This window comes from Bariatricus sp. SGI.154 (assembly GCF_050313795.1).
GTDB lineage: Bacteria > Bacillota > Clostridia > Lachnospirales > Lachnospiraceae > CAMBRQ01.
In genome coordinates, this window is sequence record NZ_JBNPMC010000012.1 from 16,554 (window position 1) to 42,590 (window position 26,037).

Here is a 26,037-nt window from a genome sequence, read left to right on the forward strand (position 1 = left end):
GAGGGGCTTATGTATCGGATTAAAATTGACCGCAGCCGCTGTATCGGCTGCCTGACTTGTGTGACTGCCTGTGTAGTCAGCCATGAGACGGAAAGCACGGATGCAAGGAACCGGGTAACCATAGACAGTGAGACGAAACCGGCGCCGATTTTCTGCCGGCACTGCGAAAGACCGGAATGTGTATATACTTGCATGACAGGAGCTATGAAGAAGAATCCTGAGACAGGATATGTGGAATATGATAAGGAACAGTGTGCAAGCTGCTATATGTGCATCATGTCCTGCCCGTATGGAATCCTGAAATACGACAGCATCCATCAGAAAGAGATTATGAAATGTAATATGTGTGTGCATAGAAGTGAAGATGGAAGCGCAAAACCAATGTGTGTTGAGAAATGTCCAATGCAGGCGATTACGGTAGAGGAGGTGCAGGTATGAAATACGTAGTATTAGGCTCTTCCGCCGCAGGCGTAAATGGAGTAAGAGAATTAAGGAAGATTGACCCGGACAGCGAGATTGTCCTGATCTCCAAAGATCAGGCGATCTATTCCCGCTGTATCCTTCATCAGTATCTGAGTGGAGAAAGGGACATGGAGCGGATCTGCTTTGCAGAACCTGATTTTGCTGAACTTTACCGGGTAGACTGGATCAAGGGAAAAGCGTGTATTAGTGTCGATCCGAAAGAGAAGCAAGTTGTTCTTGAAGATGGAGAACGGGTTGACTATGATAAACTTTTAATTGCCACAGGCTCACATACATTCATCCCGCCGGTGAAGAATCTGAAAGAAGCGAAGAATGTAGTTGGCTTCCGTAATATTGAGGACATGGAAGTGCTAAAAGAAGTAGCGAAGACTGCAAAACACATTATCGTCATGGGTGCCGGACTTGTAGGACTGGACTGTACGGTTGGATTCCTGCATCTGGGAGTGAAGGTGACACTGGTGGAGATGGCAGACTGGCTGCTTGTGAAGCAATTGGATGAGCGGGCAGCAGGAACCTATCAGAAAGCATTCGAAGATCAGGGCGTGAAGCAGTATTATGGCGTTGGAATCGCAGAGGTGATCCTGGATGAGAACCGGCAGATTACAGAAGCAGTTCTGACAGATGGAACCAGGCTTCCATGTGATTTCGTAGTGGTTACCGCAGGCGTGCGCTCGAATGTAGAGTTCTTGGAGGGAAGTGGAATCGAGACGAGCCGTTTTGGGCTTGTTTATGACGAGACAGGAAAGACCAGTGATGATGATATCTATGGAGCAGGAGATGTATCCGGAACCAGCCCGATCTGGCCGGCAGCAGTGAAGGAAGGAATCGTGGCAGCCAGCAATATGGCAGGCGTGCCAAGGCAGATGTCCGACTTTTTCGCCAGCAAATCTACCATGAATTTCCTGGGAATCCCGAGCATGTCTCTGGGTAATGTGAACCTGAAGGATGAGGATATTACGGTGGAGGTAAAAGAGACGAAGGATTCTTATAAGAAGATTCTGCACAAGGATGGCAGGATTGTCGGTGCAGTGCTTCAGGGCGATCTGGCATATGGCGGAATCCTTCAGCAGTTAATTGCAAGGAAGATTGATGTAAGTAAAGTAAAGAAGCCAATATTCGACATTGATTACTCAGATTTCTTCCATGTAAAAGATAATTTTGAATTCTACTTTGAAGAGGAATAGGAGAGAAGATATGGATCGCTTAGAGAGAATGCCGGTACCGGTATTGCCGACTTTTGTGGGGGCGCTGACACTTGGAAATGTATATGCAGGGATGGGATACGTATGGGTTCGCCATCTGACAATGTGGGCGGCAACGATCGTGATCTTGCTGTATCTGGTTAAGATCGTAAGGTTCCCGGGTACCTGTAAAAAAGAATATGAGACGGTGGTGCCATGCAGCCTGTATGCCGGATTTACCATGGTGCTGATGATCCTTGGAAGTTATTATTTTGATTATGTGCCGATGCTTGGAAAGGGAATCTGGTTTATCGCACTAGGGATTCATGCGGTACATATATTGGTATTTACCTACCGCAATGTGATCAAGTCCCGCAATATTAACACATTCGTTCCTAGTTGGTTTGTTACTTATAATGGAATCATGGTAAGTTGCGTTGTGGGCGGTGTGATGAATGCGGGTGGCATACTGAAGATTGTGCTGTATTACGGAATCGTAGTTTATTTCGTAATTCTGCCATTCATGCTCTGGAGACTGATTACCGTGGAAGTGAAGGCTCCGGTATATCATACGATGGCCGTACTTCTGGCACCGTGTAGTCTGTGTCTGGTAAGTTATCTGAATGTGGAGCAGAATCCGAATCAGATCCTGGTATACGTATTATACTTCTGTGTGCTGGCATCGCTGGCATTCGTGATAATAAAGCTGCCGAAGTTCTTCGCATTCCCATTCGCACCGGGATTCGCAGGAATGACCTTCCCGATGTGTATTGGAATCGTGGCGACGAATAAAATGTCTGCTTATCTGGCGGGAACCGGGAATGAGGCGCTGGGTGCGGCAGCAGGGCAGCTGGGAGGAATCCAGGTTTATCTTACGACGATGATTGTGGGATATGTGCTGCTTAATTTCCTGATGATGGCGCTTAAGGTGGAGCAGAAGTAAGAAGAGATTTTTTAGTTTAGAAATGGTTGTGAAAACCGGGAAAAACGTCTATACTTTTGGATAGAAGGTATAGGCGTTTTTTTAATAGAAGGGTCATGTAAAGCAATTGTAAAGGGACAGGAGTGAATATATGAAGAAGCAGTTACCAGTTGGACATGAGGATATTAAGAGAATAATTGACGGTGATATGTATTATGTGGATAAAACCATGATGATAAAAACATTGATTGATTCAGCAGCAAGCGTGAATCTGTTCACTCGCCCAAGAAGATTTGGTAAGACTCTGAATCTGAGTATGATCCGCAGATTTTTTGAATTGGAATTAGATGCGTCGGGGAATCCGGTCGATAACAGATATATGTTTGAATCACTGAAAATTGCATCTTGTGGAGAACGGTATCTGTCAGAGCAAGGGCAGTATCCAATCATTAACTTGTCCTTAAAATCTGCTAAACAGCCGGATTATGAGATGGCATATCATTGCCTGACAGATGAAATTGCAAAAGAATATCGCAGACATGATTATGTTCTGCAGATGGAGGCGTTAGCAGAAGATGAAAAACAAAGATTCCGGGATATAATGGCACGGAAGGGAACTCGGGTGGATTATGCAACCGGACTGGAATTCTTATCATATTGCCTGGAAAAATATCATGATAAGAGAGTCATTATCTTGATTGATGAGTATGATGTGCCGTTAGAGAATGCATATTTTGCGGGCTTTTATGATAGAATGATTGATTTTATCCGCTCTTTGTTTGAGTCTGCCCTGAAGACGAATGGGAGCCTGGAATTCGCAGTGATTACCGGGTGTTTGAGAATCAGCAGGGAGAGCATATTTACCGGGCTTAATAATCTGGAGATTTATTCTGTGACAAGACCGGAATATGCAGATATGTTTGGATTTACAGCAGATGAAGTAAAAGAGATGCTGGTTTATTATGGATTGGAAGATAAGTATGAAGAGATCAAAGAATGGTACGATGGCTATCTGTTTGGCAATAAGGAGATCTATAATCCGTGGAGTATTATCAATTATGTCAAAGTTGCGCTGACAGACAGAGATGCATTTCCACGTCCATACTGGTCGAACACTTCTTCGAATGCGATTATCAAAGAACTGATTGAAGGTGCCGATATGGCAACCAGACAGGAGATAGAAAGCATGATTGAAGGAGGAACGATTGAGAAACCGATTCATGAGGATATTACTTATGACGCTATCCATGAATCAAGAGATAGTCTTTGGAATTTCCTATATTTTACGGGCTATCTGAAGAAGGTCAAGGAGAAAATGGGAGATGACATGATCTATCTGACGATGACGATACCGAATAAGGAGATTCGCTCTATTTATCGGAATCATATACTGAAATGGTTTGATAAGAAGATACAGAATTCTAATCTGATTCCACTTCTGACTGCCATAGAAAATGATGATTGTGAAGTGATAGGAGATCTCCTGACCGGGCAGTTGATGGATACGATTAGTTTCTTTGACTATGGGGAGAATTATTATCACGGTTTTCTTGTAGGTTTGCTGAAAGCATCAGGAAAGTATCTGGTTGTCTCGAATCGGGAAAGTGGAACGGGAAGAACGGATATTATTATGAAGACTCCAAGTGTTCGAGGCAGGGCATTTATCTTGGAATTGAAGGTGTCGAAGACATTCCGGATGATGGAAGCCGGATGTGATGAAGCACTGCTGCAGATAGAGAAAGAGAATTACGAGGCAGGGCTTCGGGCAGAAGGGTATAGTAAGATCGACAGATATGGAATCTGCTTTTACCGGAAGGAATGTCTAGTGAAAAAGGGATAACAAATCAAAGAAATCATTCCAGATAACAGAATGAGGTCTGTGTTTGGAGGATGAAATACGAAACTGTTGGAGGAGAAGAAAATGAAAGCGATTCTTTATACGACGACAAACGAAGGAACGATGAATAAGGACACGGTCATTGCAAGACCGGACGAGGGTGTGGAAAATGAGGTTCTGAATATCTACGAAGAAGTAGAATATCAGACGATGGAAGGATTCGGTGGCGCCCTAACGGATGCGGTAGGATATGTCTTCTCTCAATTGAGCAAAGAACAGCAGGACGAGATGATTCAGATGTATTTTTCGCCTGAGCATATGGGTTATACACAGGTGCGTATTCCTATGGATAGTTGCGATGCTTCGGTTCAGATGTATGAAGCGGCATCAGATGAAGAAGATGAGGAATTGAAGAAGTTCTCGTTCGCGGATACTGAGAAACATATTATTCCGATGCTTGACGCCGCCGAGAGGACAGCAGGAAAGAGAGTGAAGATTATGCTCTCTCCGTGGTCGCCGCCGGCATACATGAAGACGAATGGGAAACGGACAGGCGGCGGCTCTCTGAAGCCTGAGTATCGGAAACGCTGGGCAGAATATTTGTGCAGATATGTGGAGGAATTTAAAAGCCGGGGATATGAAGTGGCACGCATGTCCGTTCAGAATGAGCCGAAGGCAGTACAGACATGGGATTCCTGTGTATATACGGTTAAGGAGGAGCAAGAGTTCCTGCGTGACTATCTGGCACCGGCGCTTAACGCACATGGCTTGGGAGACGTGGAGCTATTTATCTGGGATCATAATAAGGAGCGTCTCTATGAACGGGCAAGGGATATCATCGATGATACGACGAATGATCTGGTTGCAGGGGTGGCTTTCCACTGGTATAGTGGAGATCATTTTGAAGCATTGGATCTGATGCGGAAAGTATATCCGGATAAGAAACTGATTCTGTCGGAGAGTTGCATAGAACTTGGAAAATATGCTAAGGCAGATCAAGTGAAGAACGCCGAGCGTCTTGCTCATGATATGATGGGAAATCTGAATCACGGCATGGAAGGATTCTACGATTGGAATATGATGCTTGATAGCGAAGGTGGTCCGAATCATGTAAGGAATCTATGCGAAGCGCCGTATATGTTCGACATGGAGAAAAAGGAACTGGAAGAGCGTAGGATTCTCAGATATTACTGGCACTTCTCACATTTTATCAAGCCAGGGGCAGTAAGACTGGCAAGTACCCGATTTACGGATAAGGTGGATTTTACAGTGTGGAAGAATGTAGATGGTGAGATTGTATTTGTACTGATGAACCGCTCGGAAGAGAAGTTCGAATGCCATCTTAGGATGAGAGGAGAAGAAATTGTTGTGGCTTTGGAGGCGCATTCCATTATGAGTGGAGTGATTCGGGAGTAGTAGGACTATGGCATAGTGATATCTTGTGACTTGTTGTTCAAATAGGTGTGATAATATGGGGGACTGTGGTGGTTGCTATTTGAATATTCTAGCAAATGCCACAGTCCCTTGGTGTTCGTTAGATCTTAATATTCGTATCCGTGATATTAGCCAAAGATTTCACAATTTCTTAATCTTTATTTAATTCTTTATCTATATCAAAAATATCCAAAATATTGTATAATAACGATTATTACCTTTATTTGGGAGTACACATATGAGCAAGCCAACCTTAGGAAATCCACAGAATACCATAGAGATTCTGCAAAAATATAATTTTTCATTCCAGAAGAAATTCGGTCAGAACTTCTTGATTGATACCCACGTATTAGACAAGATTATCCGTGCAGCCAATATTACTAAGGAAGATATGGTGCTGGAGATTGGTCCGGGAATTGGAACCATGACCCAGTATCTTGCAGAAGCGGCAGGGAAAGTAATTGCAGTGGAGATTGATAAGAATCTGATTCCGATACTGTCTGATACATTAAGCGAATATGATAACGTAACGATTATCAATGAGGATGTTCTGAAACTAGATATTCAGAACTTAGCGAACGAAGAGAATGAGGGAAAGCCTATTAAGGTTGTGGCGAACCTTCCTTACTATATTACAACCCCGATTATTATGGGGCTGTTTGAGAATCATGTGCCGGTAGAAAGTATTACCGTTATGGTGCAGAAGGAAGTGGCAGATCGTATGCAGACAGGACCAGGCAGCAAGGACTATGGGGCATTGTCATTGGCGGTGCAGTATTATGCCGAGCCATATATTGTGGCAAATGTACCACCGAACTGTTTTATGCCAAGGCCGAAAGTGGGGTCGGCTGTCATAAGGCTTACCTGTCATGAGAAGCCGCCGGTAGAGGTAAAGGATGAACGCCTGATGTTCGATATTATCAGGGCTTCATTTAATCAGCGGAGGAAGACACTGGCGAATGGACTTAAGAATTCCGACAGAATTACGTGTTCCAAAGAGGCGATTACAGAGGCGATCGAGCAGTTGGGAAGAGGCGCCAGCGTCAGGGGCGAAGCCTTAACGCTGGAAGAATTCGCAGTTTTAAGCAATGAATTGTGGAACAGTATGCAGTCAGAGCGTTCAGAGTCCATTTGAGTAACTATTAATATTGTTGACGGAACTTGAATCTGGTAATCTTACGGAGGAGGTTCCGGAAGAAAGGGGTGCTGTATATGGCGAGAAGAGGAGAATTTGCGTTGTTCGAGATCACACCGGAGATTGAGCATTTCGCGCAGTTGTGTGAGGAGAATAATGTAATTGATAAGGATTTATATACGAAATACGAGGTGAAGAGAGGGCTTCGTGATGTCAATGGTAAGGGTGTTCTTGCCGGGCTTACGAATATATCCGATGTATGTGCGAAGAAGATGGTTGATGGAAAAGAAGTCCCTTGTGAAGGTAATCTCTATTATCGCGGATACAATATCAAGGATCTGGTGAAAGGCTTCCTGGAAGATCAGCATTTCGGATTCGAAGAGATTGCATATCTTCTGTTGTTTGGTGAACTGCCGACAGCAAAGGAATTGGAAGTATTCCATGAGACATTGGTAGAGCGCCGGACACTTCCGCCAACATTCGTAAGGGATGTTATTATGAAGGCACCGAGCAGAGATATGATGAACAGTATCTCTCGTTCTATTCTGAATCTGTATTCTTATGATGCGAAAGCGGATGATACATCGATTCCGAACGTGCTTCGCCAGTGCCTGAACCTGATCAGTCAGTTTCCGATGTTGATGGTATATGGTTATCATGCATATAACTATCGTTTGGGTGAGGACCTGTTTATCTATGCGCCGTCACCGGAATTATCCATGGCGGAGAATATTCTGATGATGCTTCGTGAAGACCGGAAGTATACGGAACTGGAGGCAAAGATTCTGGATATGGCGTTGGTACTTCATATGGATCATGGTGGTGGTAATAATTCAACATTTACCACACATGTTGTTACATCTTCAGGGACAGATACCTATTCTACGATGGTAGCGGCACTGGCATCTCTGAAGGGTCCAAAACATGGCGGTGCCAATATTAAGGTTACGCAGATGTTCGAGGATATGAAACAGGTAGTTAAGGACTGGACGGATGAAGATGAGGTGCGCAAGTATCTGAATGATCTTCTGGATAAGAAAGCATTCGACCAGAAGGGATTGATCTATGGTATGGGGCATGCGATCTACTCAGTATCTGATCCTAGAGCAGACATCTTCAAGGTATTTGTGAAGCAGTTGGCACAGGAGAAAGGTCATGAAGAGGAGTATGCGCTCTATGAGATGGTTGAGCGTATGGCTCCGCAGGTCATCGGTGAGAAGAGGAAGATCTATAAAGGTGTAAATGCTAACGTGGATTTCTACAGTGGTCTTGTATATAGTATGCTGGATCTTCCGCCGTCATTGTATACGCCGATCTTCGCAGCAGCACGTATCGTAGGATGGAGTGCGCACAGGCTGGAAGAACTTAAGAACGTTGACAAGATTATCCGTCCGGCATATAAGCCGCTGGCGGAACATAGAGATTATGTAAGAATGGATGATAGATAGATGAAGAATGATTTTTATTATCTTTCCAGAGATGGGAAGACTCGGATTCATGCCGTGGAATGGGTGCCGGAGGGCGACGTTAGAGGCGTTCTTCAGATCTGCCATGGTATGGTGGAATATATCGAACGATATCATGAGTTCGCAGAGTATATGTGTGCACGGGGATACTATGTAACGGGGCATGACCATCTGGGACATGGCAAATCGATCCAGAGTGAGGAAGATTATGGATATTTCCCGAAAGCGCATGGGAATCAGTATGTGATTGGCGATATCCAGCATCTGCGGCAGATGACGGAGAAGAAGTATCCGAATGTACCATATGTTATGATGGGACATAGCATGGGTTCTTTCCTGTTAAGGCAGTACCTGACTATGTATGGCAAGGGTTTGACTGCAGCGGTGATCATGGGAACCGGATATCAGAGTGCGCTTGTCCTGAATGCGGGGCAGTTGGTGTGCCGTGTGATTGCGGCATTCAAGGGCTGGAGATACCGAAGCAAGTTCGTGGATAACTTAAGTTTCGGCGGTTTTAATAAACGCTTCGAACCGGGAGAGACTTCGAAAGAGTGGATCACGTCCGATAAGGAACGGTGCCAGAAGTATGTGGAAGATCCTTTGTGTTCATTCATGTTTACTCTGAGCGCATATTATCAGATGTTCGAGGGTATGAAGGTGCTGACGAAGAAGAAAAACACGGAGCGTATTCCGAAAGACCTGCCGGTACTGTTCGTGGCTGGTGCGGATGATCCGGTGGGAGCATTCGGCAAGGGTGTCAGAAAGGTATATGGACAGTATAAAGCGGCTGGGATCAAGGATGTATCTTTGAAACTTTACAAAGGAGACCGGCATGAGATCCTGAACGAGACAGACCGGGCGCAGGTGTATCGGGATATATTCAGATGGGTTGAGAGACGCGTAAGGAAATAATGAGAATATAAGATTGTGGAATCCTCGGATGGGTGATGAGCTTGTCTGGGGATTTTTTGCGCATACTAATGTTATCATTTATGCCCGATATGTCAGACGAAACAATTGCATATTATACATGGAAAAGTTATAATTATATATAAGTTTCACAAAAGATATAGCAGATACGGTTGCTCATAGGGAGGAGTTAAATGAAAGGGAAAAAATTAAAGAATACGTTATCGGTAGTTTTTATATCATTATTCATCATAGCGATTGCGCTCGTTGGATGCAGCAGCCTGGGCGGCGGCGACTCCAGCGTTACATACCAGGATTACGAACTCACGGTAGAAGACAACATCTATAATAGCGGCACAAGAACCGGATTCATAGATCTGTCAATTAAGGGTGACGGCTCTCCGTTCGAGAAACTTTTCTACACTTCCGATGATGTCTTGAGTAATGGATTCGACTTTATCGTTGACGACGAATGCCTTCTGAGAGTATCCCAGGGCTCGACCCAGTTGAAATGCAGAGCATATGAGACTGCATATAAGGGAAAGACACAATACCTGAGAATCTATTATATCAGTGGCAGCCATCAGATCAAAGAAGATTCCGTGGATGTTGAGATTGTATATTCCAGGGAAGCTAAAGTAGAACAAAACGTGCCGGTGAAACTAAAAGTAGATGATGAATATATCAGTTCCGGGGCGGGAGAAGGAAAGAATGAGATGAGAGTCTCGGCAACTGGCATTCTCTACCCGAATATAGTATCATATAAGCAGCCTTATATGACAAGCAGCACTATGGTAATCGATGGCAAAGACGCAGAATGCCTGCTGGCAATTGATCAGGATGTCCAGGCGGGAGAGATAGGTGGAAAAGAGGTTATCAAGCCTAAACTGAGTTATGTACCGGAATATGACGGGGAGTCGATTATCTATGCTGTAGAATTAGAGAACTGGAAGCAGATTGAACAGATCAAATTCAGTGACAACGGATTTTATTTTACAGAGGAAGCAAAAGAGAATGCCGCCAAAGAAGAAAAAGAGGCAGAGGAGGAAGCGCTTCAGGATAGAGGAAAGGAACGAGGAGATTTTACAGGGGATAAGGAAGCGGTTATAGATCAGATGCTGAATGCAATCGACCACTATACGACGGTGCAGGGCACATTCCGCATGAAAGGCAGACAGTTGGGATGCGAAACGGAGGCTTCCGTAGAATACAAGATTGATAAAGAGACGTCCTACTCTTATGAAAGAGTCCGCTCGGCGGATATCGACTGGACGGCGCTGGCGGATAGCAGTGGAGCAACCGTATATTATCATGCACAGAAGGCTTACCGTACGACAGGGCGTACCCTGGAAGATGAGTCAATCGTGAAGATGGATGTCAATGAGCGGGTAAGACCGCAGGTGAAAGATATTGATCATTATCGGAATAATATTACAGATCTGTATTATGCAACATACAGTGTATATCCTCAGGCTACCGCATTCATATATCTTTTTGATCCAGATCAGTGGGAGATTGTTGGTGAAGAAGCAATTGCCGGACGGAATTGCTGGAAGGTTGAAGGCAAGGGGGAATCCTATCTGAATCCGGTGAACAGCATTGCGTTGTGGATTGACAAGGAGACCGGTTGCGTGCTTCAGTATAAAGGTTATGCGGGGCGTGATGAGAATCGGACAGAGGTTGAATATCTGACGACGGATTCTATTATATATAATGAGCCTGTTACTCCTGTGGAAATGGGAGCGGAATATGATGATTATGCGGATTGGACGTAAGGAGGATATTTGGAGAGATGAATGCGAAGAAAAGAGAACAGTTAACGCAGATATTTTGCATGGTAGGGGGAAGCCTGATCTATGCGTTGGGGCTTAATCTGCTGATTACATCACTTGGATTATACAATGGAGGCTTCCTGGGTATAGCGCAGCTGATCAGAACATTTTTAGTTAGCGTGTGCCATGTGCCTGTGCCGGCAGGCGTAGATATCGCAGGTATCATATATTTTATAATGAATGTTCCGTTATTTTATATGGGACTTAGGATTATGGGGAAGGAATTTGCCGTGAAGTCATTATTCGGCGTAGCGGTTATCAGTGCATTCCTGGTAATGGTTCCGATTCCGTCCGTCCCGATTGTTGAGGATTATCTGACGGCATGTATCATAGGCGGAATCATATCAGGGTTTGGTAGTGGTTTGATCCTTCGGGGAAGAGGTACGGCAGGCGGACCGGATATTATAGGAGTCTGCTGTGCAAAGAAATATCCGAATGCAAGTGTTGGAAAAGTTAGTATTATATTGAATATCTTTGTATATGGTATCTGTTTATTCATGTATGATATTGAGATCGTTATCTATTCATTAATCTATGCAACGGTATTCTCACTGGTAGTTGATAAAGTACATATTCAGAATATCAATACGAGTATTATGATATTTACCAAGAAAGAAGGAATATCGAAGGCGATTATGGAGCAGACCGGACGAGGCGTTACGAATTGGGATGGAGAGGGCGCTTATACGAGAAAGACTTCTTACATATTGTTTGTTATGGCTTCTAAGTATGAGGTACCGCAGATCAAGCATATCGTACATAGTATTGATCCTCATGCGTTTATGATACTTACGGAAGGGTGTTCCGTGGATGGGAATTTTGAGAAGAGGCTGTAAGTGTGAACAAAGAGATCCGCTAACCATGCTGGTTAGCGGATCTCTTGTTGTTATAGTTATCTAAAGGAATGAGAGTAAAGTGCTGCACCGAACCCTCTCGGTGCGTTACTTTATGAGGGGGAGATAGTGAGTGTTAATCAACTATCTGACTACAAGTATAAAAGAAAATTATGTCCAAAGTATGTTAAAACTATAAAAGAAAAAGAAAATTTCTTAAGAAGCACTTAAGAAGTTAAAAAGAAAGCCTAAACTACAAGTCTGGAAGCGGATTTCTGTCTTAAATGAGCAGTCAATATGTCAAGAAATTCGCTGCAGGAAGGGCGTTCATGCATTGGCCTCAATGCAATCTCCTGAAGGAGCCTCTTATTCCCTCTTTCCCAGCACACCTTAATGATAGTTCGAATATCCCTCTCAACGCTGTAACTGGTTGTCCGGTAATGTCTTGCAATCAGAGGATAGAGTAATTTGCTGACGGAGAGAAGATAATCCTCATCCTCCAAACATAATTTGATTCCGTAATTCAGATACCGGTATCCACGATAAGTGGAGCCGATCCCAAGAGAACGTATCAGATATTCAATATCCTGTTCATTCATAACATTTTCCTCTTTACCACCTTATCATTGAGAAACAAAAAAAGCATGCTACAAACCAATATTATAGCGAAAATATTAATCAGATTAGAAAGCCGGACAGAATCAGTAATTTTTCGACACGTAAAGACATAATACGACATTTCACAGGAAGATGGGATTTCATAATATCTTAAGAATTTCCACAAATTGCTCTTAAAAAATTCCTGCTATTCTTGTATAGTATAAGGGAGGTGATGAAGATGTCAAAAATATTAGTATGTGATGATGACAGGGAAATAGTAGAGGCCATAGATATCTATCTGTCCCAGGAGGGCTATCAGGTATTAAAGGCATATGACGGGGAAGAAGCGTTGAAGGTATTAAAATCAGAGAAAGTAGATCTTCTGGTGATTGATGTAATGATGCCCCGGTTAGATGGAATCAGAGCCACCCTTAAGATTCGTGAGGAGAACAACATGCCGATTATCATTCTGTCTGCCAAATCCGAGGATGCAGATAAGATACTCGGTCTGAATGTGGGAGCCGATGATTATGTGACGAAACCTTTCAACCCTCTGGAGTTAGTAGCCAGAGTCAAATCTCAACTGCGCAGATATACTCAGCTTGGAAGTACGGTAGACCATACGAGCCAGGCGGTATATGAGGTTGGTGGTCTGTCTATTAATGATGATCTGAAAGAAGTTACGGTTGACGGTGAACCAGTGAAACTTACGCCAATCGAATATAATATCTTATTACTGTTAATGAAGAATCAAGGAAAAGTCTTCTCTATCGATCAGATCTATGAAAGCATCTGGAATGAGGACGCCATAGGCGTGGATAACACGGTGGCAGTACATATCCGGCATATCCGGGAGAAGATCGAGATCAACCCCAAAGAGCCGCGTTATCTGAAAGTGGTCTGGGGAGTCGGGTATAAGATAGAGAAACTTTAGAAGGGAGTCTGTATGAATCATCAATGGTATAAATCTACGCTTGCGAAGAGCATCCTGATTGTGCTGGAGCATATATTGCTGGTGATTGTAGTGGTTAGTTTTCTGTGGATGATGTCCTATCCTGCGTTGTGGAGAGAGGCGCTGGTAGGAGAGCCGGTGAAAGCGTATGAGGATACGACGAGTTTTAATGAGCAGTTAAGAAGCTGCAGTTATGAGATGCTGAATGCGATCGGCATGCGGGAACTGTTTGAGACGGATGGAAAATATGACCCACAGAAGATTGTAGATATTCAAACATATTATAATGAATCGAAGATTGATAATGAGAATGTAAGCGGTCTGGCTTACCGGCTTGAGGAATTGGTCGAATGGGGTGCTGAATGGCATCAGAACGGTGAAGAGAGTGATGCGGATACAGGCAAGAATTTTGGTGACAATATTATCGTCTGTAAGCGACCGGACAATACTTATCATTATTACTATTATAAAGAGTTTCAGGAACTGATTGCCAGCGGTGAACTTAAGTTCGTGATGGAAAGTGACGGGCAGGGAGGCACCGGGGAGTCTATTCTCAACGATCTGCGGGAAGGTAATTTCTACGAAGGTAATAGTTCTTCGACCGAATTCAAGGGGCTTCAGGATGCAGAGGGCAAGATTGCCTATATTGACTGCTGGAGTTATGACGGCACCTGGGTGGAGGAGAAATATAAGCCGATGGATGCCGAGAGTGTCATGGAACTTGCCAATGACAATCCGGAGTGGAACGGGCGGCTGAGTGAGGCTTATCAAATGCTTCGCGATTCCATTTACCGAATCAATAGTGAAGTGGGAAGTTATCAGAATCTGGAGTCATTTTATCTGGAAGGCGATACGAATTTTGCATATCTGTATGTGGATACGGATACGAAGCGGGTGTATAGTAATCGGAAAGAGTTCAAAGATTATTCTGAGTTAGAGAAGGACTTGGATAAGTTCCGGAAGATGGGACGATATGTAGTGATCATGCCGGAACTGGCAGATTTTGAAACGAACCTTAATGATATAGAAGTCGCCGAATGGAGAGACGAAGTCAAATATTCTGGGAATAAGGAGACCGGCTTCATCTATGCGGCGGGAGTGGATACCTCCTATCCGATTAAGGATGCATTCTATTCAGAATCACGTTTGTATGAAAAATACGGTTCAAGTGCGAAGGAGATCGTGTGGCTTGGAATTGCGGCAGGTGTCATGGCAGTTTTCATTATCATATGGCTGACGATAGTTGCAGGGCGCAGTGACCGTGATGATGAACTGCACCTGAATGCATTTGACAGATGGAAGACGGAACTGGCAGCAGGGTGTGTGGTGGCGGTCTGGATTATTCCAATCCTGTTGTTTGGTACGAGTGTATCTTATGTATCGAGTAAGGTATATGATGCATATGGCAGTGTAGTCACTTATTCTGCAGGATTTGGTCTGGCGAATCAGACTATTTCGTATATTGTAGTCGGTGGAATCGGGGCGGCTTATACTTGCGTTATGTTCCTGACCGGATATCTGAGTCTGGTGAGAAGAATAAAGGCGGGAGAACTGTGGAAGAATAGTATCCTGCGATGTGTGTGCGGATTTGTAAAAGAGATATTCCTGAATATGCATGCTGTCTGGAAGGCAGTGGTCATCTTTGGCTTGTTTGTATTAATTCATTGGCTGGTGCTCATTAGTTCGTCAGCGATCTGGGTTATCATCATGCTGGCAGCAGAGTTTGCGGCATTCGTCTATCTGGTAAAACAGGCGATTGGTAAGCATCGGATCAATATGGGTGTTGATAAGATTGCCAAGGGTGAAGTGGACTACAAGATACCGGTGAAGGGCTTGGGTGATGATCAGAGGATTATTGCCGAGAAAATTAATTCTATTGGGGAAGGGCTCGACGCTGCTCTGGAGAAGAGTATGAAGAGCGAGCGCCTGAAGACGGATCTGATTACCAATGTGTCTCATGATATTAAGACACCGCTTACGTCTATTATTAATTACGTAGAACTATTGAAGCAGGAGAATTTTGAAGATCCGAAGATTCGAAGATATATTGAAGTTCTGGAGGCGAAGTCCCAGAGGCTCAAGACACTGACTGAGGATGTGGTGGAAGCGTCCAAGGTAAGTTCGGGGAATATTACGCTTGAGTATATGAATATCAATCTGGTGGAGATGATCCAGCAGACCAGCGGAGAATTCGAAGAGAAATTCACTGCCCGAAATTTGAAAGAGGTGATGTCGCTTCCGGATAGAGAGGTGATCATCCGGGCGGATGGAAGACGATTGTGGAGAGTGCTGGCGAATATCTATAATAATGCTGCTAAGTATGCGATGGAAGGCACCAGGGTATATGCAGATCTATACACCACAGGAACCACGGCGATATTCAGCCTTAAGAATATCTCAGATCAGCCGTTGAACATCTCGGCAGATGAGTTGACTGAGAGGTTCATCCGCGGGGATATCTCCCGGAGCACGGAAGGAAGCGGGCTGGGATTGTCCATAGCCAAGACGCTGACTGAGATGCAGGGAGGCAAGTTCGACCTGTATCTCGACGGGGATCTGTTCAGGGTTACCATCACATTCCCAATAGGGACAGGGCAAAATTAAAAAGGGACACGGCAAATCCAATTGGGGACGGGGGAAATTGAAAAAACCCCCGTCCCCACCTTGCGCTTGGGGGGAAAAAACATTACAATAATAATATTATGAATGAATTAAGCAAATTATTACAGGAAAATCTAAATATAGAATTTATCTCAGCAACCCTCAGCAACCCCAGGCAGAAGGAGGGACCATCGAAGGTCAAGGTTCGCCCGCTGCTTCAGAAGGAAAAACTAATATTCCAACTCGAATTATTCCAGAATAATCAGGCATTTCACAGGAATGCGGCGCCCCGGGAGGCGTGTGAACTGCTTCTTATGTATATGGAGAATATGCGCCAGTTACAGATGGAGACCAAGACTTATCAGTATACGGTTCTGGTCAGCAAGAAAGGCAAGGTTACGATTAAGAGGAAGGCTTGTAAATGTGAGAGAAAGGACATTGATATGAGCCACAATCGGAAGAAGAAGTATGTGCTGGAAGAGGGAGTGCCGGTTCCATTTCTTCAGGATCTTGGCGTGATGACGAAAGAAGGCAAGATTGTGAATTCCAGATTCGACAAATTTCGACAGATCAATCGTTTCCTGGAATTCATTGAAGATATTTTGCCGGAACTGGATAAGGATCGGGAGTTGACGATTCTGGATTTCGGATGTGGCAAGTCATATCTGACATTTGCCATGTATTATTATCTGCATGAACTGAAAAACTACGACATACGTATTATAGGGCTGGATCTTAAGAAGGATGTGATCCGGCATTGTAATGAACTTAGTCAGAAATACGGCTATGAGAAGTTAAGATTTTTAGAGGGAAATATCGCAGATTACACGGGTGCCAGCAAAGTTGATATGGTAGTGACGCTTCATGCTTGTGACACTGCGACGGATTTCGCGCTGGAGAAGGCTGTGGGCTGGGATGCGAAGGTGATTCTGTCGGTGCCGTGCTGCCAGCATGAACTGAATGGGCAGATGTATAATGAGGTGCTGCAGCCTATTTTCAAATACGGGCTGATCAAGGAGCGTATGGCGGCGCTTGTAACGGATGCGCTGCGTGCCGAGTATCTGGAGCGGGAAGGGTATCATGCCCAGATTCTGGAGTTCATTGATATGGAGCATACGCCGAAGAATATATTAATCCGTGCGATTAAGACTGGCAAAAAAGGGGAGAACCGGGAAGCAATCAGGCAGTGCGAGGAATATCTGCATGTGTCACCGACGCTTGGACGGTTGTTAGATCATAAAGGGGAACAATAGATGAAATGGAAAAATAGATTGATAGAAGCCGGAGTTCTGGCTGTAATATTTATCATAGCGGTCATCGGCTTCAGTTATTATACGAATAAAGGCAATGATAACATGACTGCCGATATGGGAACAGCAACTTATCCGCAGGTATCTTTTTCCTATGACGGATATGCGCTGAATACTTTGAGCGGATATGCTAAGAAGATGGACATACCGGCGATGCGTGACACTATAACGCCGGTTTCAGGACAGAGGCTCAATGCTGAGATTCAGGCATATGGCAATAAGATCCAAAGTGCCAGTTATACAGTGTATTCTTTGGATGGGGAGAAGAAACTGAAAAGTGAAAAAGTGGATGATGTAAACGAGAACTTCGTGGTGGATCTTAATGGTGAAGGGATTCTTGACGGAGAACAGGTATTGGAGATTACGCTGAATACTAAGGATGATAAGACGATATATTTCTACACCAGGGTTGTAGATGCGGCGAATGCAAATGTGCTGGAATGTCTGGATTATATCCGTAATTTCCATGAGAGTGCCCTTGGCAAGGTGGAAGGCGCCGGGGTTGGCGCGGCAATCGAGCCAAGTGAGGAGGCTAACAATTCTACTTTACGTCATGTGACGATTCATTCAGATTACGACCATGTGTCCTGGGGGGCTTTGGAGCCGACGGTTGAGAAGGGAGAGCGCTGGAACATCAAAGAGATTAACAGCAATTCGATGTCTGTACAGTTAGAGTACCGTGTGCGTTGTAAAGGTGAGGAAAATGAGACGGATGTGTACAGTGTGAAGGAGTTCTTCCGTGTGCGCCACATAGCAGATGCGCAGAAGACATACCTTCTGGACTATGACCGGACTATGGAGCAGATATTCGATGCGACGAAGCAAGTGTTGAATGAGAAGGGCATCCTTCTTGGAATTGTGCCAAGAGATATGTCTTATATCGTCAATGATGATGGCACGGTAGTATCTTTCGTTGCGGCAAATGAGTTGTGGAATTACAATAAAGAAGCGGATGAGATGTCGCTGGTGTTCAGTTTTGCCGATGCCGAGAACAGCGATGTCCGCAATATGATTTCCCTAAATAAGATAAAATTACTGGAAATGGATAAGGCTGGTGATACGGTGTTCGCGGTGTGCGGATATATGAGCCGCGGCGAGCATGAGGGTGAGGTTGGCATTGCAATCTATTATTATGATATAGAGAAGAATTCTGTTGAGGAGAAGGTATTCGTCTCCAGTGACCAATCTGCCGGATATGCGGCAGGCGAACTGAGCAAACTGGTCTATTACAGCGTAGACAGGAACATGCTGTACGTCATGGTGGATGGCACTCTCTATGAGTTCGATGTGGAGAGTGAAAAGAGCAATACGGTGGTCGAGAATCTGGATGATGACCAGTATGTGGTGTCAGAGGACGGGCATCTGGTAGCCTATCAGGATGGAGGTGAGATGGATTCTGCAACTAAGATTGTTGTAATGAATCTTGCGTCTGGCAAGGAGCGGACGGCCAAGTGTGGTTCGGGTGAGTGCATCCGTCCATTGGGATTCGTGAAAAATGACTTCGTATATGGAGTTGCGAAGACTGAGGATATGGGGAAGACGGTCTCCGGAGAGACGACAGTTCCGATGTATAAGATCGAGATACAGAATAGCAAGAGCGAGATTGTTAAGACCTATCAGGTGGATGAAACCTATGTGCTTGGTGCGACATTCGAGGATAATATGATAACCCTGAACCGGGTGACAAAGAACGGAGGGACTTATACAGGTATTGCTTCGGATTACATTACGAATAACGAGGAGAAGGAAAAGAGCAATATCTATCTGGAGTCCTATGTTACAGAATTAAAAGAGTCACAGGTAAGGCTTGCCTATAATGACGGTATTTCCGATAAAGAGCCGAAGATACTAAAGCCGAAACAGATTATGTTTGAGAATCCGGTAACGGTTAGTTTCGATGATGTCAGCAGCACGGGTGGATATTATGTGTATGGCTATGGAGAATTGCAGGGAATCTACGACAAGGCTGGAGAAGCAATCCAGCAGGCGAATTCGTACAACGGTGTCGTGGTAGACTCCGACCAGTCGTATGTCTGGGAAAGAGGCAACCGGGATCTTAGGTATGAGGTCAGTGGGAAAGAAGAAATCATCCAGACGATGAGTAACAGGTTGAAGCAGAATGAGGCGCCAGTGGATATTGTAAAGGACCTAAATGGCGGCAGATGCCTTGATCTTACAGGGTGTACGACAGAAGAACTATTGTATGTCCTGAATCGGGATATCCCGGTGATTGGAATGCTGAGTGCGGATAGCGCAGTAATTCTGATTGGGTATAGTGATACGAATGTGGTTTATATTGATGTGGCGAGTGGGGAACGTTTAAGTGTTTCGTATGAACAGATGGATCAGATGACCACAGGAAGCGGCAATACGTACATCGGATAGCAAATAGGGACGGGGGAAATTGAGATTTCCCCCGTCCCTATTTAAAATTGCCGTGTCCCTTTTTGATTAAGCTCTTCCTCCGATTGGACGGAAAATAATATTCTTATATTTCTTTAATGCAAAGTACAGCACCATTCCCAAAACTCCGCAAGATAATACCTCTCCGATTCCAACGGTCAGCATCATGAATGGAATTGGCAGTGCTACGCCGTATCCATAGTACAGCACGAATGGCACGATAACTGTATTAGCCGCAATTGGAGGCAGTGGTGCCAGGAACTGATTTTTACTTCGAAGTGTGTAGGTGAAGGTTGCGCCGATTAGGGTTGCAAGACTTCCGAAGATGATGTCTGGGAGGATTGCTCCGCCTAAGATGTTACCAATCAGGCATCCAACGAACAGACCGGGAATAGCGGCTGGGGTGAATGCTGGAAGGATGGTAAGCGCTTCGGCAATTCTTACCTGGACTTCTCCGAAAGAAAATGGTGCGAATACATAAGTGAGCACCACATAGATGGCAGCGATCATGGCTGCCTGGGTTAGAAAGTTGATGTTCTGTTTTTTCATGATTTTGTTCTCCTTTAGTTTTGTTTTACGTGTGGAAGGTCTCGAACACACGGTGCATTTCCGCGAAGCAATGAGTCGGGCGAATATGCTTGCATATTCATCCGGCGAATGCCGCGAGACTCAGATACCGCAGGTATCTGGGTTACGCCGGGAATCGGCGGCAAGCCCCATAAGACCTTGGTTTTGAGGGCTTTGCAACGTGGAGTAGTATAACATGGACGTGCTTGAAAATCAAGTGAAGTACCAAAAAGTACCAAATTGGAAATAAAGTTTTTTTGGTATTACCCTTCCGCTTCCGACTGCTTTCGGAGTCTTTATCATGCGTCAGGCGATTAAAGGGGGATTACCTTGAGCGGATTGAAAGGCTAAGCATAAAAATGCAATTAAAAAGGACTGCAAATTGGGAGGAGTGCAGCCCTGAGGAAAAAGTTATGAAAAAGAATTTTGTTCTTTCGAACAATTATAGTATACGCAGAAACTGTGATAAAAGTGTGATGAAAATACGAACTAATTGTTAACAATTAAAGAACGAAAATTAAAAAAGAGTCATATGCAATATCGCATGTGGCTCTTTTTAAGGGATTCTATAGTTATATGTTTTTATTATGCCGGTTAAAGAATTCTATAGTTGTTGGGTAGATATAACTGGACCCAATATCATGTAATAGAATTACATTCAACTTGTTGTTCAGATTCTTCTTATCAAGAGTGATAGCGTTCGTCAGTTCCCTAAGCGGTAACTGGCACTCATAAGGCATCCCGTATTTCTTCAATACATTCAGAATACGATCGGCAGTTCCGATTGGGGTTAGGCCTTGGTCTTCGGCAAGTTTTGTAATCTGGTACATGCCGATAGCAACGGCTTCTCCGTGGCTCTCTCTTTCATAATTAAAATATTGCTCTATTGTGTGAGCAAGAGTGTGACCGAAGTTCAGGAGCATACGCTCTCCAGTGTCAAACTGGTCATGCTCCACAACAATCCGCTTAATATCGACGCAGCGATAAATGATGGCTGGTAATTCTTCCTTAAGTTCTTCGAAAGAATCGTGCGATTCCAGGATGTGAAATAATTCGGCGTCTTTAATACATCCGTACTTTATCACTTCGCCCATACCATCGCTGATAAAATGTTTGTTCAGCGAATTCAATACGAGTGGATCGATCAGTACCAGCGAAGGCTGGTAGAATGCACCAACCAGATTCTTGCCCTGAGGCAGGTCTACTGCAACTTTGCCGCCAACAGAAGAGTCTACCTGTGCAAGCAGTGAAGTCGGAATCTGAACCAGTTTCACTCCTCTTAGGTAACTGGAAGCGGCGAACCCGGTCAGGTCGCCGATGACACCGCCGCCAAGAGCGATGATCAGATCGCTTCTGGATAATTTGGCATCCAAAAGGGCTGAGTATACCGTAGGAAGCATCTGAAAATCTTTGGTAGATTCCCCATGTGGAAGTACCAGATGATAGCAATCATACGTCTGAGACAGTGCATCTGTAAGCTGCTGTCCATACAGAGGATATACGTTGTCATCTGAGACGATCATAATCTTCTTTCCGGTAAATACTTCGCTTATGTAAGCAGCAGCCTGGGATAATATGTTGTTTTCAATATAAATGGGATAACTGTTTTTTCCCAGATTAACCATCAGTTTCATAATATTACTCCTGAATAAGATATATTTTAGTTAAATGTATTCGAATTACATGTGTTTCCCGATTACTTCAGCAATCTGAGCAACTTCTTTGATAAGTGTATCATATTTTGCTGGCTTCAGGGACTGAGCGCCATCGCACAATGCACATTCCGGATTGTTGTGAACTTCGATCATAAGTCCGTCAGCGCCGGCAGCAATAGCCGCTTTCGCCATAGGCTCTACCAGCCACCATTTTCCTCCGGCATGGCTTGGGTCTACGATAACCGGAAGGTGTGTAAGTTTGCGCAGTACCGGAATACTCTGAAGATCCAGAGTATTTCTTGTATAAGTTTCAAACGTACGGATTCCACGTTCGCAGAGGATAACATTCTCGTTACCGGATGCCATGATGTATTCTGCGGACATAATCCATTCTTCGTAAGTAGCATTTAAGCCTCTCTTCAGAAGAATTGGACGGTCAAGTTGTCCTAATTGCTTCAAAAGATCAAAATTCTGCATATTGCGGGCACCAATCTGAATCAAATCTACTTTCTCGTTAAATATGTCCAGATAATCAGGTGACATTAATTCTGTTACAATTGGAAGTCCGGTCTCTTTCTTGACTTCACATAAGATATCCAGTCCTTCAAGTCCCAGACCCTGGAAAGAATATGGGCTGGTTCTAGGTTTGAAAGCGCCGCCTCTTAACAGGTTGGCTCCGGAAGCCTTGGCTGCCTTGGCAATCTCTAATACCTGCTCAAAAGATTCTACAGAGCATGGTCCTGCGATCAATGCAAGATTATCTCCGCCGACTTTGACACCGGAGATATCAACGATAGAATCTTCCGGGTGGAAAGCACGGTTCGCCAGTTTGTATGGCTCCTGAACGTGCATAACTTTGTCTACGGATGAGTCAACCTCGAAAAGTTTGGAATCAATCTTAGTGGTGTCTCCGATACATCCGATAATGGTCTGGCCGGCACCTTCAACAATATGTGTGTCCAGTCCACGTCTCTTTATCATCTGTTCCACACGGGAGACATCGTCTTTTGTAATGCGTGGTTTTAATACAATGATCATAATTTATGTTCCTCCATATGTAGAATACGAAATCAGTGCAATATTCGTACTGTAAAATTTTAGTTGTTTAAAGTGCGAAAAAGACTAATGTTAGTCTACCGCAACGAAAAATGGTTGTCAACACTTTTGGGGAAAATAATTTGTAAATGAGTAACAGTTCAGCCATAAGCCGGATTGTGGGCGAATCATGCTTGCATGAATGAACACACAATCCGGCTTATGAGCAGAGCGCCATTTTATGAGCAAAAAGAGCTGCGTAGCAGCGGAGAAGCATCGCAGATGCGTTTTGCGAATGGCGCGGGCTGAACTGTTACGTGTAAATGAGAAAAAGGATGCAGAGGGGGACACAGTCCTGTGGGGATGTGTGGGTTGTAAAATGGGGGAGAGGATTTTATAATAGAATTTATAGTATAGAAGTGGCTTGAGAGCGGAAAAAAGAATGGGAGAGGGGTGTAAGTGATATGGTAAGGGTCTGGGTGGCGGATGTTCGGGCTTTGCTGGCGGAAGAGACGTATTGGGAGTATTATGGGAGGCTTCCGGGGTGGCGGAAGGAGAAGGTGGATCGGTGCAGGCTTGTGAAGGATAAGGTGCAGAGTGTTGGGGTGTGGAGTTTGTGGGAGAAGGTGAAGGAGACGTGTGATGTGCCGGAGGGGGCAGTGTATAACCTGTCGCATTCGGGGGATTATGTGATGTGTGCATATAGTGACATCCCGGGGACACAGGTGGGGTGTGACCTGGAGGAAGTGAAGGAGTTCAGGGAGAATGTGGCAAAGAGATTCTTCTGTCCGGGGGAATATGAGCATATTATGAATGAAAGCGGGGAAAAGCAGACGCAGTTGTTCTATCGTTACTGGGTGATGAAGGAGAGTTTTATGAAGGCGACACGGCGGGGGATGGCTCTGGATACGCGTTCTTTTGAGATCGGATGGGAGAAGAATGCAGGACCGGTTCTCTTAAGATGGCCGGAGGAATTCCCGGAGAAGTATTATTTTAAGGAATATAGGAAACCAGGGATGAATGCCAGAATGGCAGTCTGTACGACGGATTGCGAGATTGATGAAGAACTTCATGTGATGGATTTATAGTAGGAAGACATACGGGGGAATGTGTATGAAGCAATTGAAGACAAGATGGACAGAGCAGATTGATAGAGAGCACGTATTGGAGGAGTACCCCAGACCACTGCTTCGGAGGGAGAGTTACGTGAATCTGAATGGAGTCTGGGAATATGTGATTGCCATAGAGGACGGGATGCCGCAGGATTATGATGGTGAGATCCTGGTTCCGTTTTCGCCGGAGGCGTCTCTGTCGGGGGTGAACCGGCAGTTGAAGCCGGCGGAATATCTTTGGTATCGCAGAATGCTGCCATCTCAGGTTAAGCCGGAAGAGGGAAAGAGATGGATTCTTAATTTTGGCGCGGTGGACCAGTATGCGGTCGTTTACGTGAATGGAAAGATTCTGAAGAAGCATCTGGGTGGTTATTTGCCATTTTCCGTGGATGTGACAGATGCTTTAGAGGAAGAGGCGAATGAACTGGTTGTGATGGTCAGGGACTACAGTGATGCTTCCTATTATAGTAGGGGAAAGCAGAGATTGAACAGAGGCGGTATGTTCTATACGGCGCAGAGTGGAATCTGGCAGACGGTGTGGATGGAACTTGTTCCGGATCAACATATTGAAGATATTGTTACAATGCCCTTATATGATAAGAAAATTCTCCGTATAAAAGTGAACTCTCGTTTTCGGGAAAATATATCCGTTATGGTGTATTCTGAGGATATGCAGCCGATTCAGGCAGAAGGAATAACAGGGAGATGCGTAGACATACCGTTGCCGTATATGCATAGTTGGAGTCCTGAAGATCCATATCTATATAGTATAGAAGTCAGAATGGGTGAAGACTGTGTCCAAAGTTATGCTGCCATGCGTAAGATTAGCGTGGAGAAGGATGGCAGAGGAATCCCTCGAATGTATCTGAATAACCAGCCGTATTTTCAAAAAGGAGTGCTGGATCAGGGATATTGGCCGGATGGTCTGTATACGCCGCCCTGTGACGAGGCTATGGTCTATGATATCCGGACGATGAAGGATCTGGGATTTAATATGCTGCGGAAGCATCTGAAGATTGAGCCGCAGAGATGGTATTATCACTGTGACCGTCTTGGGATGTTGGTGTGGCAGGATATGGTGAATGGAGGAAGACCATACAAGGCGTGGCATGTTACTTATATGGCAACGGCGATGGAGTTTCTTCATATTAAAATGAAAGATTCTCATTTGAGGTTGCTTGGTCGAAAGGAAGAGCGGGGAAGGAGGCAATTCGTCCACGAGATGCGAAGGACGATGCATCACCTGTATAATCATCCTTCGATTGTGACGTGGGTAATCTTCAATGAGGGCTGGGGGCAGTTCCATGCGGATGTGGTGACCCGGATCGCGAGGGAGATTGATGATTCCAGATTGATCGATCAGGCAAGTGGTTGGTTTGATCAGGGAGGCGGGGATATCCGGAGTATTCATGATTATTTCTTCCCGCTGAAAATACGTCCGGAACGAAGAGTGACGGCGCTTACGGAATTCGGCGGATATTCCTTAAGTGTGCCGGGGCATCGGATGTATAAGAAGGTGTATGGATACAGGATATATGTTAAGAAGAAAGAACTGACGCATGGGTATCAGGAGTGGATAGAACGAGAAGTGATTCCGAATATTGTGAAGGGGCTATCTGCTACGGTGTATACGCAATTGTCAGATGTTGAAGAAGAGGTGAACGGGATTCTTACATATGACAGGGAGATCATGAAGATGGATGAAACCGTGGTTCGGGAATTGAATGGGAAGATGGTGCTGTGATGGTAACGCATCTGTGCGAATGTGTC

At 44.6% G+C, this 26,037-nt stretch carries 20 protein-coding genes; 16 read left to right on the top strand and 4 right to left on the bottom strand.

Going from position 1 to position 26,037, the window contains the following annotated elements; genetic code table 11:
* Window positions 1-9: 9 nt before the first annotated feature.
* The 10 genes from ACQRBN_RS07455 (at window position 10) to ACQRBN_RS07500 (ending at window position 12,035) form a co-directional block, all read left to right on the top strand.
* On the top strand, window positions 10-438 hold the full coding sequence (locus ACQRBN_RS07455; RefSeq protein WP_427738364.1) for a 4Fe-4S dicluster domain-containing protein: 429 nt from the start codon (window positions 10-12) through the stop codon (window positions 436-438).
* Window positions 435-1,667, top strand: coding sequence for an NAD(P)/FAD-dependent oxidoreductase (locus tag ACQRBN_RS07460; protein WP_427738365.1), 1,233 nt, complete (start codon window positions 435-437; stop codon window positions 1,665-1,667). The genes ACQRBN_RS07455 and ACQRBN_RS07460 overlap by 4 nt, the downstream gene beginning before the upstream one ends.
* Before the next feature lie 10 nt (window positions 1,668-1,677).
* Window positions 1,678-2,607, top strand: a complete 930-nt coding sequence (locus ACQRBN_RS07465; RefSeq protein WP_427738366.1) for a TDT family transporter — start codon at window positions 1,678-1,680, stop codon at window positions 2,605-2,607.
* Window positions 2,608-2,737: 130 nt separating this feature from the next.
* Window positions 2,738-4,426 carry an AAA family ATPase gene (locus ACQRBN_RS07470; protein WP_427738367.1) on the top strand — a complete coding sequence of 563 codons (1,689 nt, stop codon included), beginning with the start codon at window positions 2,738-2,740 and terminating at the stop codon, window positions 4,424-4,426.
* Between the two features lie 81 nt (window positions 4,427-4,507).
* Window positions 4,508-5,839, top strand: a complete 1,332-nt coding sequence (locus ACQRBN_RS07475) for a glycoside hydrolase family 30 protein (RefSeq protein WP_427738368.1) — start codon at window positions 4,508-4,510, stop codon at window positions 5,837-5,839.
* Window positions 5,840-6,095: 256 nt separating this feature from the next.
* Window positions 6,096-6,992: a 16S rRNA (adenine(1518)-N(6)/adenine(1519)-N(6))-dimethyltransferase RsmA gene (rsmA, locus tag ACQRBN_RS07480; RefSeq protein ID WP_427738369.1), complete on the top strand. Its 897-nt coding sequence runs from the start codon at window positions 6,096-6,098 to the stop codon at window positions 6,990-6,992.
* Between the two features lie 77 nt (window positions 6,993-7,069).
* Complete coding sequence (locus tag ACQRBN_RS07485; protein ID WP_427738370.1) at window positions 7,070-8,440, top strand: citrate/2-methylcitrate synthase; 1,371 nt, start codon at window positions 7,070-7,072, stop codon at window positions 8,438-8,440.
* On the top strand, window positions 8,441-9,370 hold the full coding sequence (locus tag ACQRBN_RS07490; protein WP_427738372.1) for an alpha/beta fold hydrolase: 930 nt from the start codon (window positions 8,441-8,443) through the stop codon (window positions 9,368-9,370).
* A gap of 191 nt (window positions 9,371-9,561) precedes the next feature.
* Window positions 9,562-11,142, top strand: a complete 1,581-nt coding sequence (locus ACQRBN_RS07495; protein WP_427738373.1) for a hypothetical protein — start codon at window positions 9,562-9,564, stop codon at window positions 11,140-11,142.
* 17 nt (window positions 11,143-11,159) lie between these two features.
* Window positions 11,160-12,035 (top strand): YitT family protein, encoded by an 876-nt coding sequence (locus ACQRBN_RS07500; RefSeq protein ID WP_427738374.1) that lies wholly within the window; start codon window positions 11,160-11,162, stop codon window positions 12,033-12,035.
* Between the two features lie 245 nt (window positions 12,036-12,280).
* On the opposite strand, the gene ACQRBN_RS07505 is transcribed toward ACQRBN_RS07500, so the two are convergent.
* Window positions 12,281-12,631 carry a sporulation initiation factor Spo0A C-terminal domain-containing protein gene (locus tag ACQRBN_RS07505; RefSeq protein WP_427738375.1) on the bottom strand — a complete coding sequence of 117 codons (351 nt, stop codon included), beginning with the start codon at window positions 12,629-12,631 and terminating at the stop codon, window positions 12,281-12,283.
* Between the two features lie 239 nt (window positions 12,632-12,870).
* Here ACQRBN_RS07505 and ACQRBN_RS07510 point away from each other — a divergent pair, with 239 nt between their 5' ends.
* From ACQRBN_RS07510 to ACQRBN_RS07525, 4 genes are all read left to right on the top strand, one after another.
* The gene (locus ACQRBN_RS07510; protein ID WP_427738376.1) at window positions 12,871-13,566 is read left to right on the top strand and encodes a response regulator transcription factor; all 696 of its coding nucleotides are present in this window, start codon (window positions 12,871-12,873) and stop codon (window positions 13,564-13,566) included.
* Window positions 13,567-13,578: 12 nt separating this feature from the next.
* Window positions 13,579-16,188 (top strand): sensor histidine kinase, encoded by a 2,610-nt coding sequence (locus ACQRBN_RS07515; protein ID WP_427738377.1) that lies wholly within the window; start codon window positions 13,579-13,581, stop codon window positions 16,186-16,188.
* 98 nt (window positions 16,189-16,286) lie between these two features.
* Entirely contained in the window at window positions 16,287-17,438 is a 1,152-nt protein-coding gene (locus ACQRBN_RS07520; RefSeq protein WP_427738378.1) for a class I SAM-dependent methyltransferase, read from the top strand.
* Window positions 17,439-19,880, top strand: coding sequence for a hypothetical protein (locus tag ACQRBN_RS07525; RefSeq protein ID WP_427738379.1), 2,442 nt, complete (start codon window positions 17,439-17,441; stop codon window positions 19,878-19,880).
* A 66-nt stretch (window positions 19,881-19,946) separates the two neighbouring features.
* On the opposite strand, the gene ACQRBN_RS07530 is transcribed toward ACQRBN_RS07525, so the two are convergent.
* The 3 genes from ACQRBN_RS07530 to aroF form a co-directional block, all read right to left on the bottom strand.
* Entirely contained in the window at window positions 19,947-20,447 is a 501-nt protein-coding gene (locus ACQRBN_RS07530) for a QueT transporter family protein (protein WP_427738380.1), read from the bottom strand.
* A 590-nt stretch (window positions 20,448-21,037) separates the two neighbouring features.
* Window positions 21,038-22,099, bottom strand: a complete 1,062-nt coding sequence (gene aroB, locus ACQRBN_RS07535; RefSeq protein WP_427738381.1) for a 3-dehydroquinate synthase — start codon at window positions 22,097-22,099, stop codon at window positions 21,038-21,040.
* A 45-nt stretch (window positions 22,100-22,144) separates the two neighbouring features.
* Window positions 22,145-23,158: a 3-deoxy-7-phosphoheptulonate synthase gene (aroF, locus tag ACQRBN_RS07540; protein ID WP_427738382.1), complete on the bottom strand. Its 1,014-nt coding sequence runs from the start codon at window positions 23,156-23,158 to the stop codon at window positions 22,145-22,147.
* A gap of 461 nt (window positions 23,159-23,619) precedes the next feature.
* Between aroF and ACQRBN_RS07545 the strand changes: the two genes are divergently transcribed.
* Both ACQRBN_RS07545 and ACQRBN_RS07550 read left to right on the top strand, forming a co-directional pair.
* Window positions 23,620-24,243, top strand: a complete 624-nt coding sequence (locus ACQRBN_RS07545; protein ID WP_427738383.1) for a 4'-phosphopantetheinyl transferase family protein — start codon at window positions 23,620-23,622, stop codon at window positions 24,241-24,243.
* A gap of 25 nt (window positions 24,244-24,268) precedes the next feature.
* Complete coding sequence (locus ACQRBN_RS07550) at window positions 24,269-26,011, top strand: glycoside hydrolase family 2 protein (protein WP_427738384.1); 1,743 nt, start codon at window positions 24,269-24,271, stop codon at window positions 26,009-26,011.
* Window positions 26,012-26,037 lie beyond the last annotated feature (26 nt).

Bases quoted from the DNA above. Each gene is read 5' to 3' on its own strand.
- ACQRBN_RS07495 (WP_427738373.1), top strand. From the start codon at position 9,562: ATGAAAGGGAAAAAATTAAAGAATACGTTATCGGTAGTTTTTATATCA.
- ACQRBN_RS07515 (WP_427738377.1), top strand. From the start codon at position 13,579: ATGAATCATCAATGGTATAAATCTACGCTTGCGAAGAGCATCCTGATT.
- ACQRBN_RS07545 (WP_427738383.1), top strand. From the start codon at position 23,620: ATGGTAAGGGTCTGGGTGGCGGATGTTCGGGCTTTGCTGGCGGAAGAG.
- aroB (WP_427738381.1), bottom strand. From the start codon at position 22,099: ATGAAACTGATGGTTAATCTGGGAAAAAACAGTTATCCCATTTATATT.
- ACQRBN_RS07505 (WP_427738375.1), bottom strand. From the start codon at position 12,631: ATGAATGAACAGGATATTGAATATCTGATACGTTCTCTTGGGATCGGC.
- ACQRBN_RS07465 (WP_427738366.1), top strand. From the start codon at position 1,678: ATGGATCGCTTAGAGAGAATGCCGGTACCGGTATTGCCGACTTTTGTG.
- aroF (WP_427738382.1), bottom strand. From the start codon at position 23,158: ATGATCATTGTATTAAAACCACGCATTACAAAAGACGATGTCTCCCGT.
- ACQRBN_RS07470 (WP_427738367.1), top strand. From the start codon at position 2,738: ATGAAGAAGCAGTTACCAGTTGGACATGAGGATATTAAGAGAATAATT.
- ACQRBN_RS07485 (WP_427738370.1), top strand. From the start codon at position 7,070: ATGGCGAGAAGAGGAGAATTTGCGTTGTTCGAGATCACACCGGAGATT.
- ACQRBN_RS07500 (WP_427738374.1), top strand. From the start codon at position 11,160: ATGAATGCGAAGAAAAGAGAACAGTTAACGCAGATATTTTGCATGGTA.
- ACQRBN_RS07455 (WP_427738364.1), top strand. From the start codon at position 10: ATGTATCGGATTAAAATTGACCGCAGCCGCTGTATCGGCTGCCTGACT.
- ACQRBN_RS07510 (WP_427738376.1), top strand. From the start codon at position 12,871: ATGTCAAAAATATTAGTATGTGATGATGACAGGGAAATAGTAGAGGCC.
- ACQRBN_RS07550 (WP_427738384.1), top strand. From the start codon at position 24,269: ATGAAGCAATTGAAGACAAGATGGACAGAGCAGATTGATAGAGAGCAC.
- ACQRBN_RS07475 (WP_427738368.1), top strand. From the start codon at position 4,508: ATGAAAGCGATTCTTTATACGACGACAAACGAAGGAACGATGAATAAG.
- ACQRBN_RS07460 (WP_427738365.1), top strand. From the start codon at position 435: ATGAAATACGTAGTATTAGGCTCTTCCGCCGCAGGCGTAAATGGAGTA.
- rsmA (WP_427738369.1), top strand. From the start codon at position 6,096: ATGAGCAAGCCAACCTTAGGAAATCCACAGAATACCATAGAGATTCTG.
- ACQRBN_RS07525 (WP_427738379.1), top strand. From the start codon at position 17,439: ATGAAATGGAAAAATAGATTGATAGAAGCCGGAGTTCTGGCTGTAATA.
- ACQRBN_RS07490 (WP_427738372.1), top strand. From the start codon at position 8,441: ATGAAGAATGATTTTTATTATCTTTCCAGAGATGGGAAGACTCGGATT.
- ACQRBN_RS07520 (WP_427738378.1), top strand. From the start codon at position 16,287: ATGAATGAATTAAGCAAATTATTACAGGAAAATCTAAATATAGAATTT.
- ACQRBN_RS07530 (WP_427738380.1), bottom strand. From the start codon at position 20,447: ATGAAAAAACAGAACATCAACTTTCTAACCCAGGCAGCCATGATCGCT.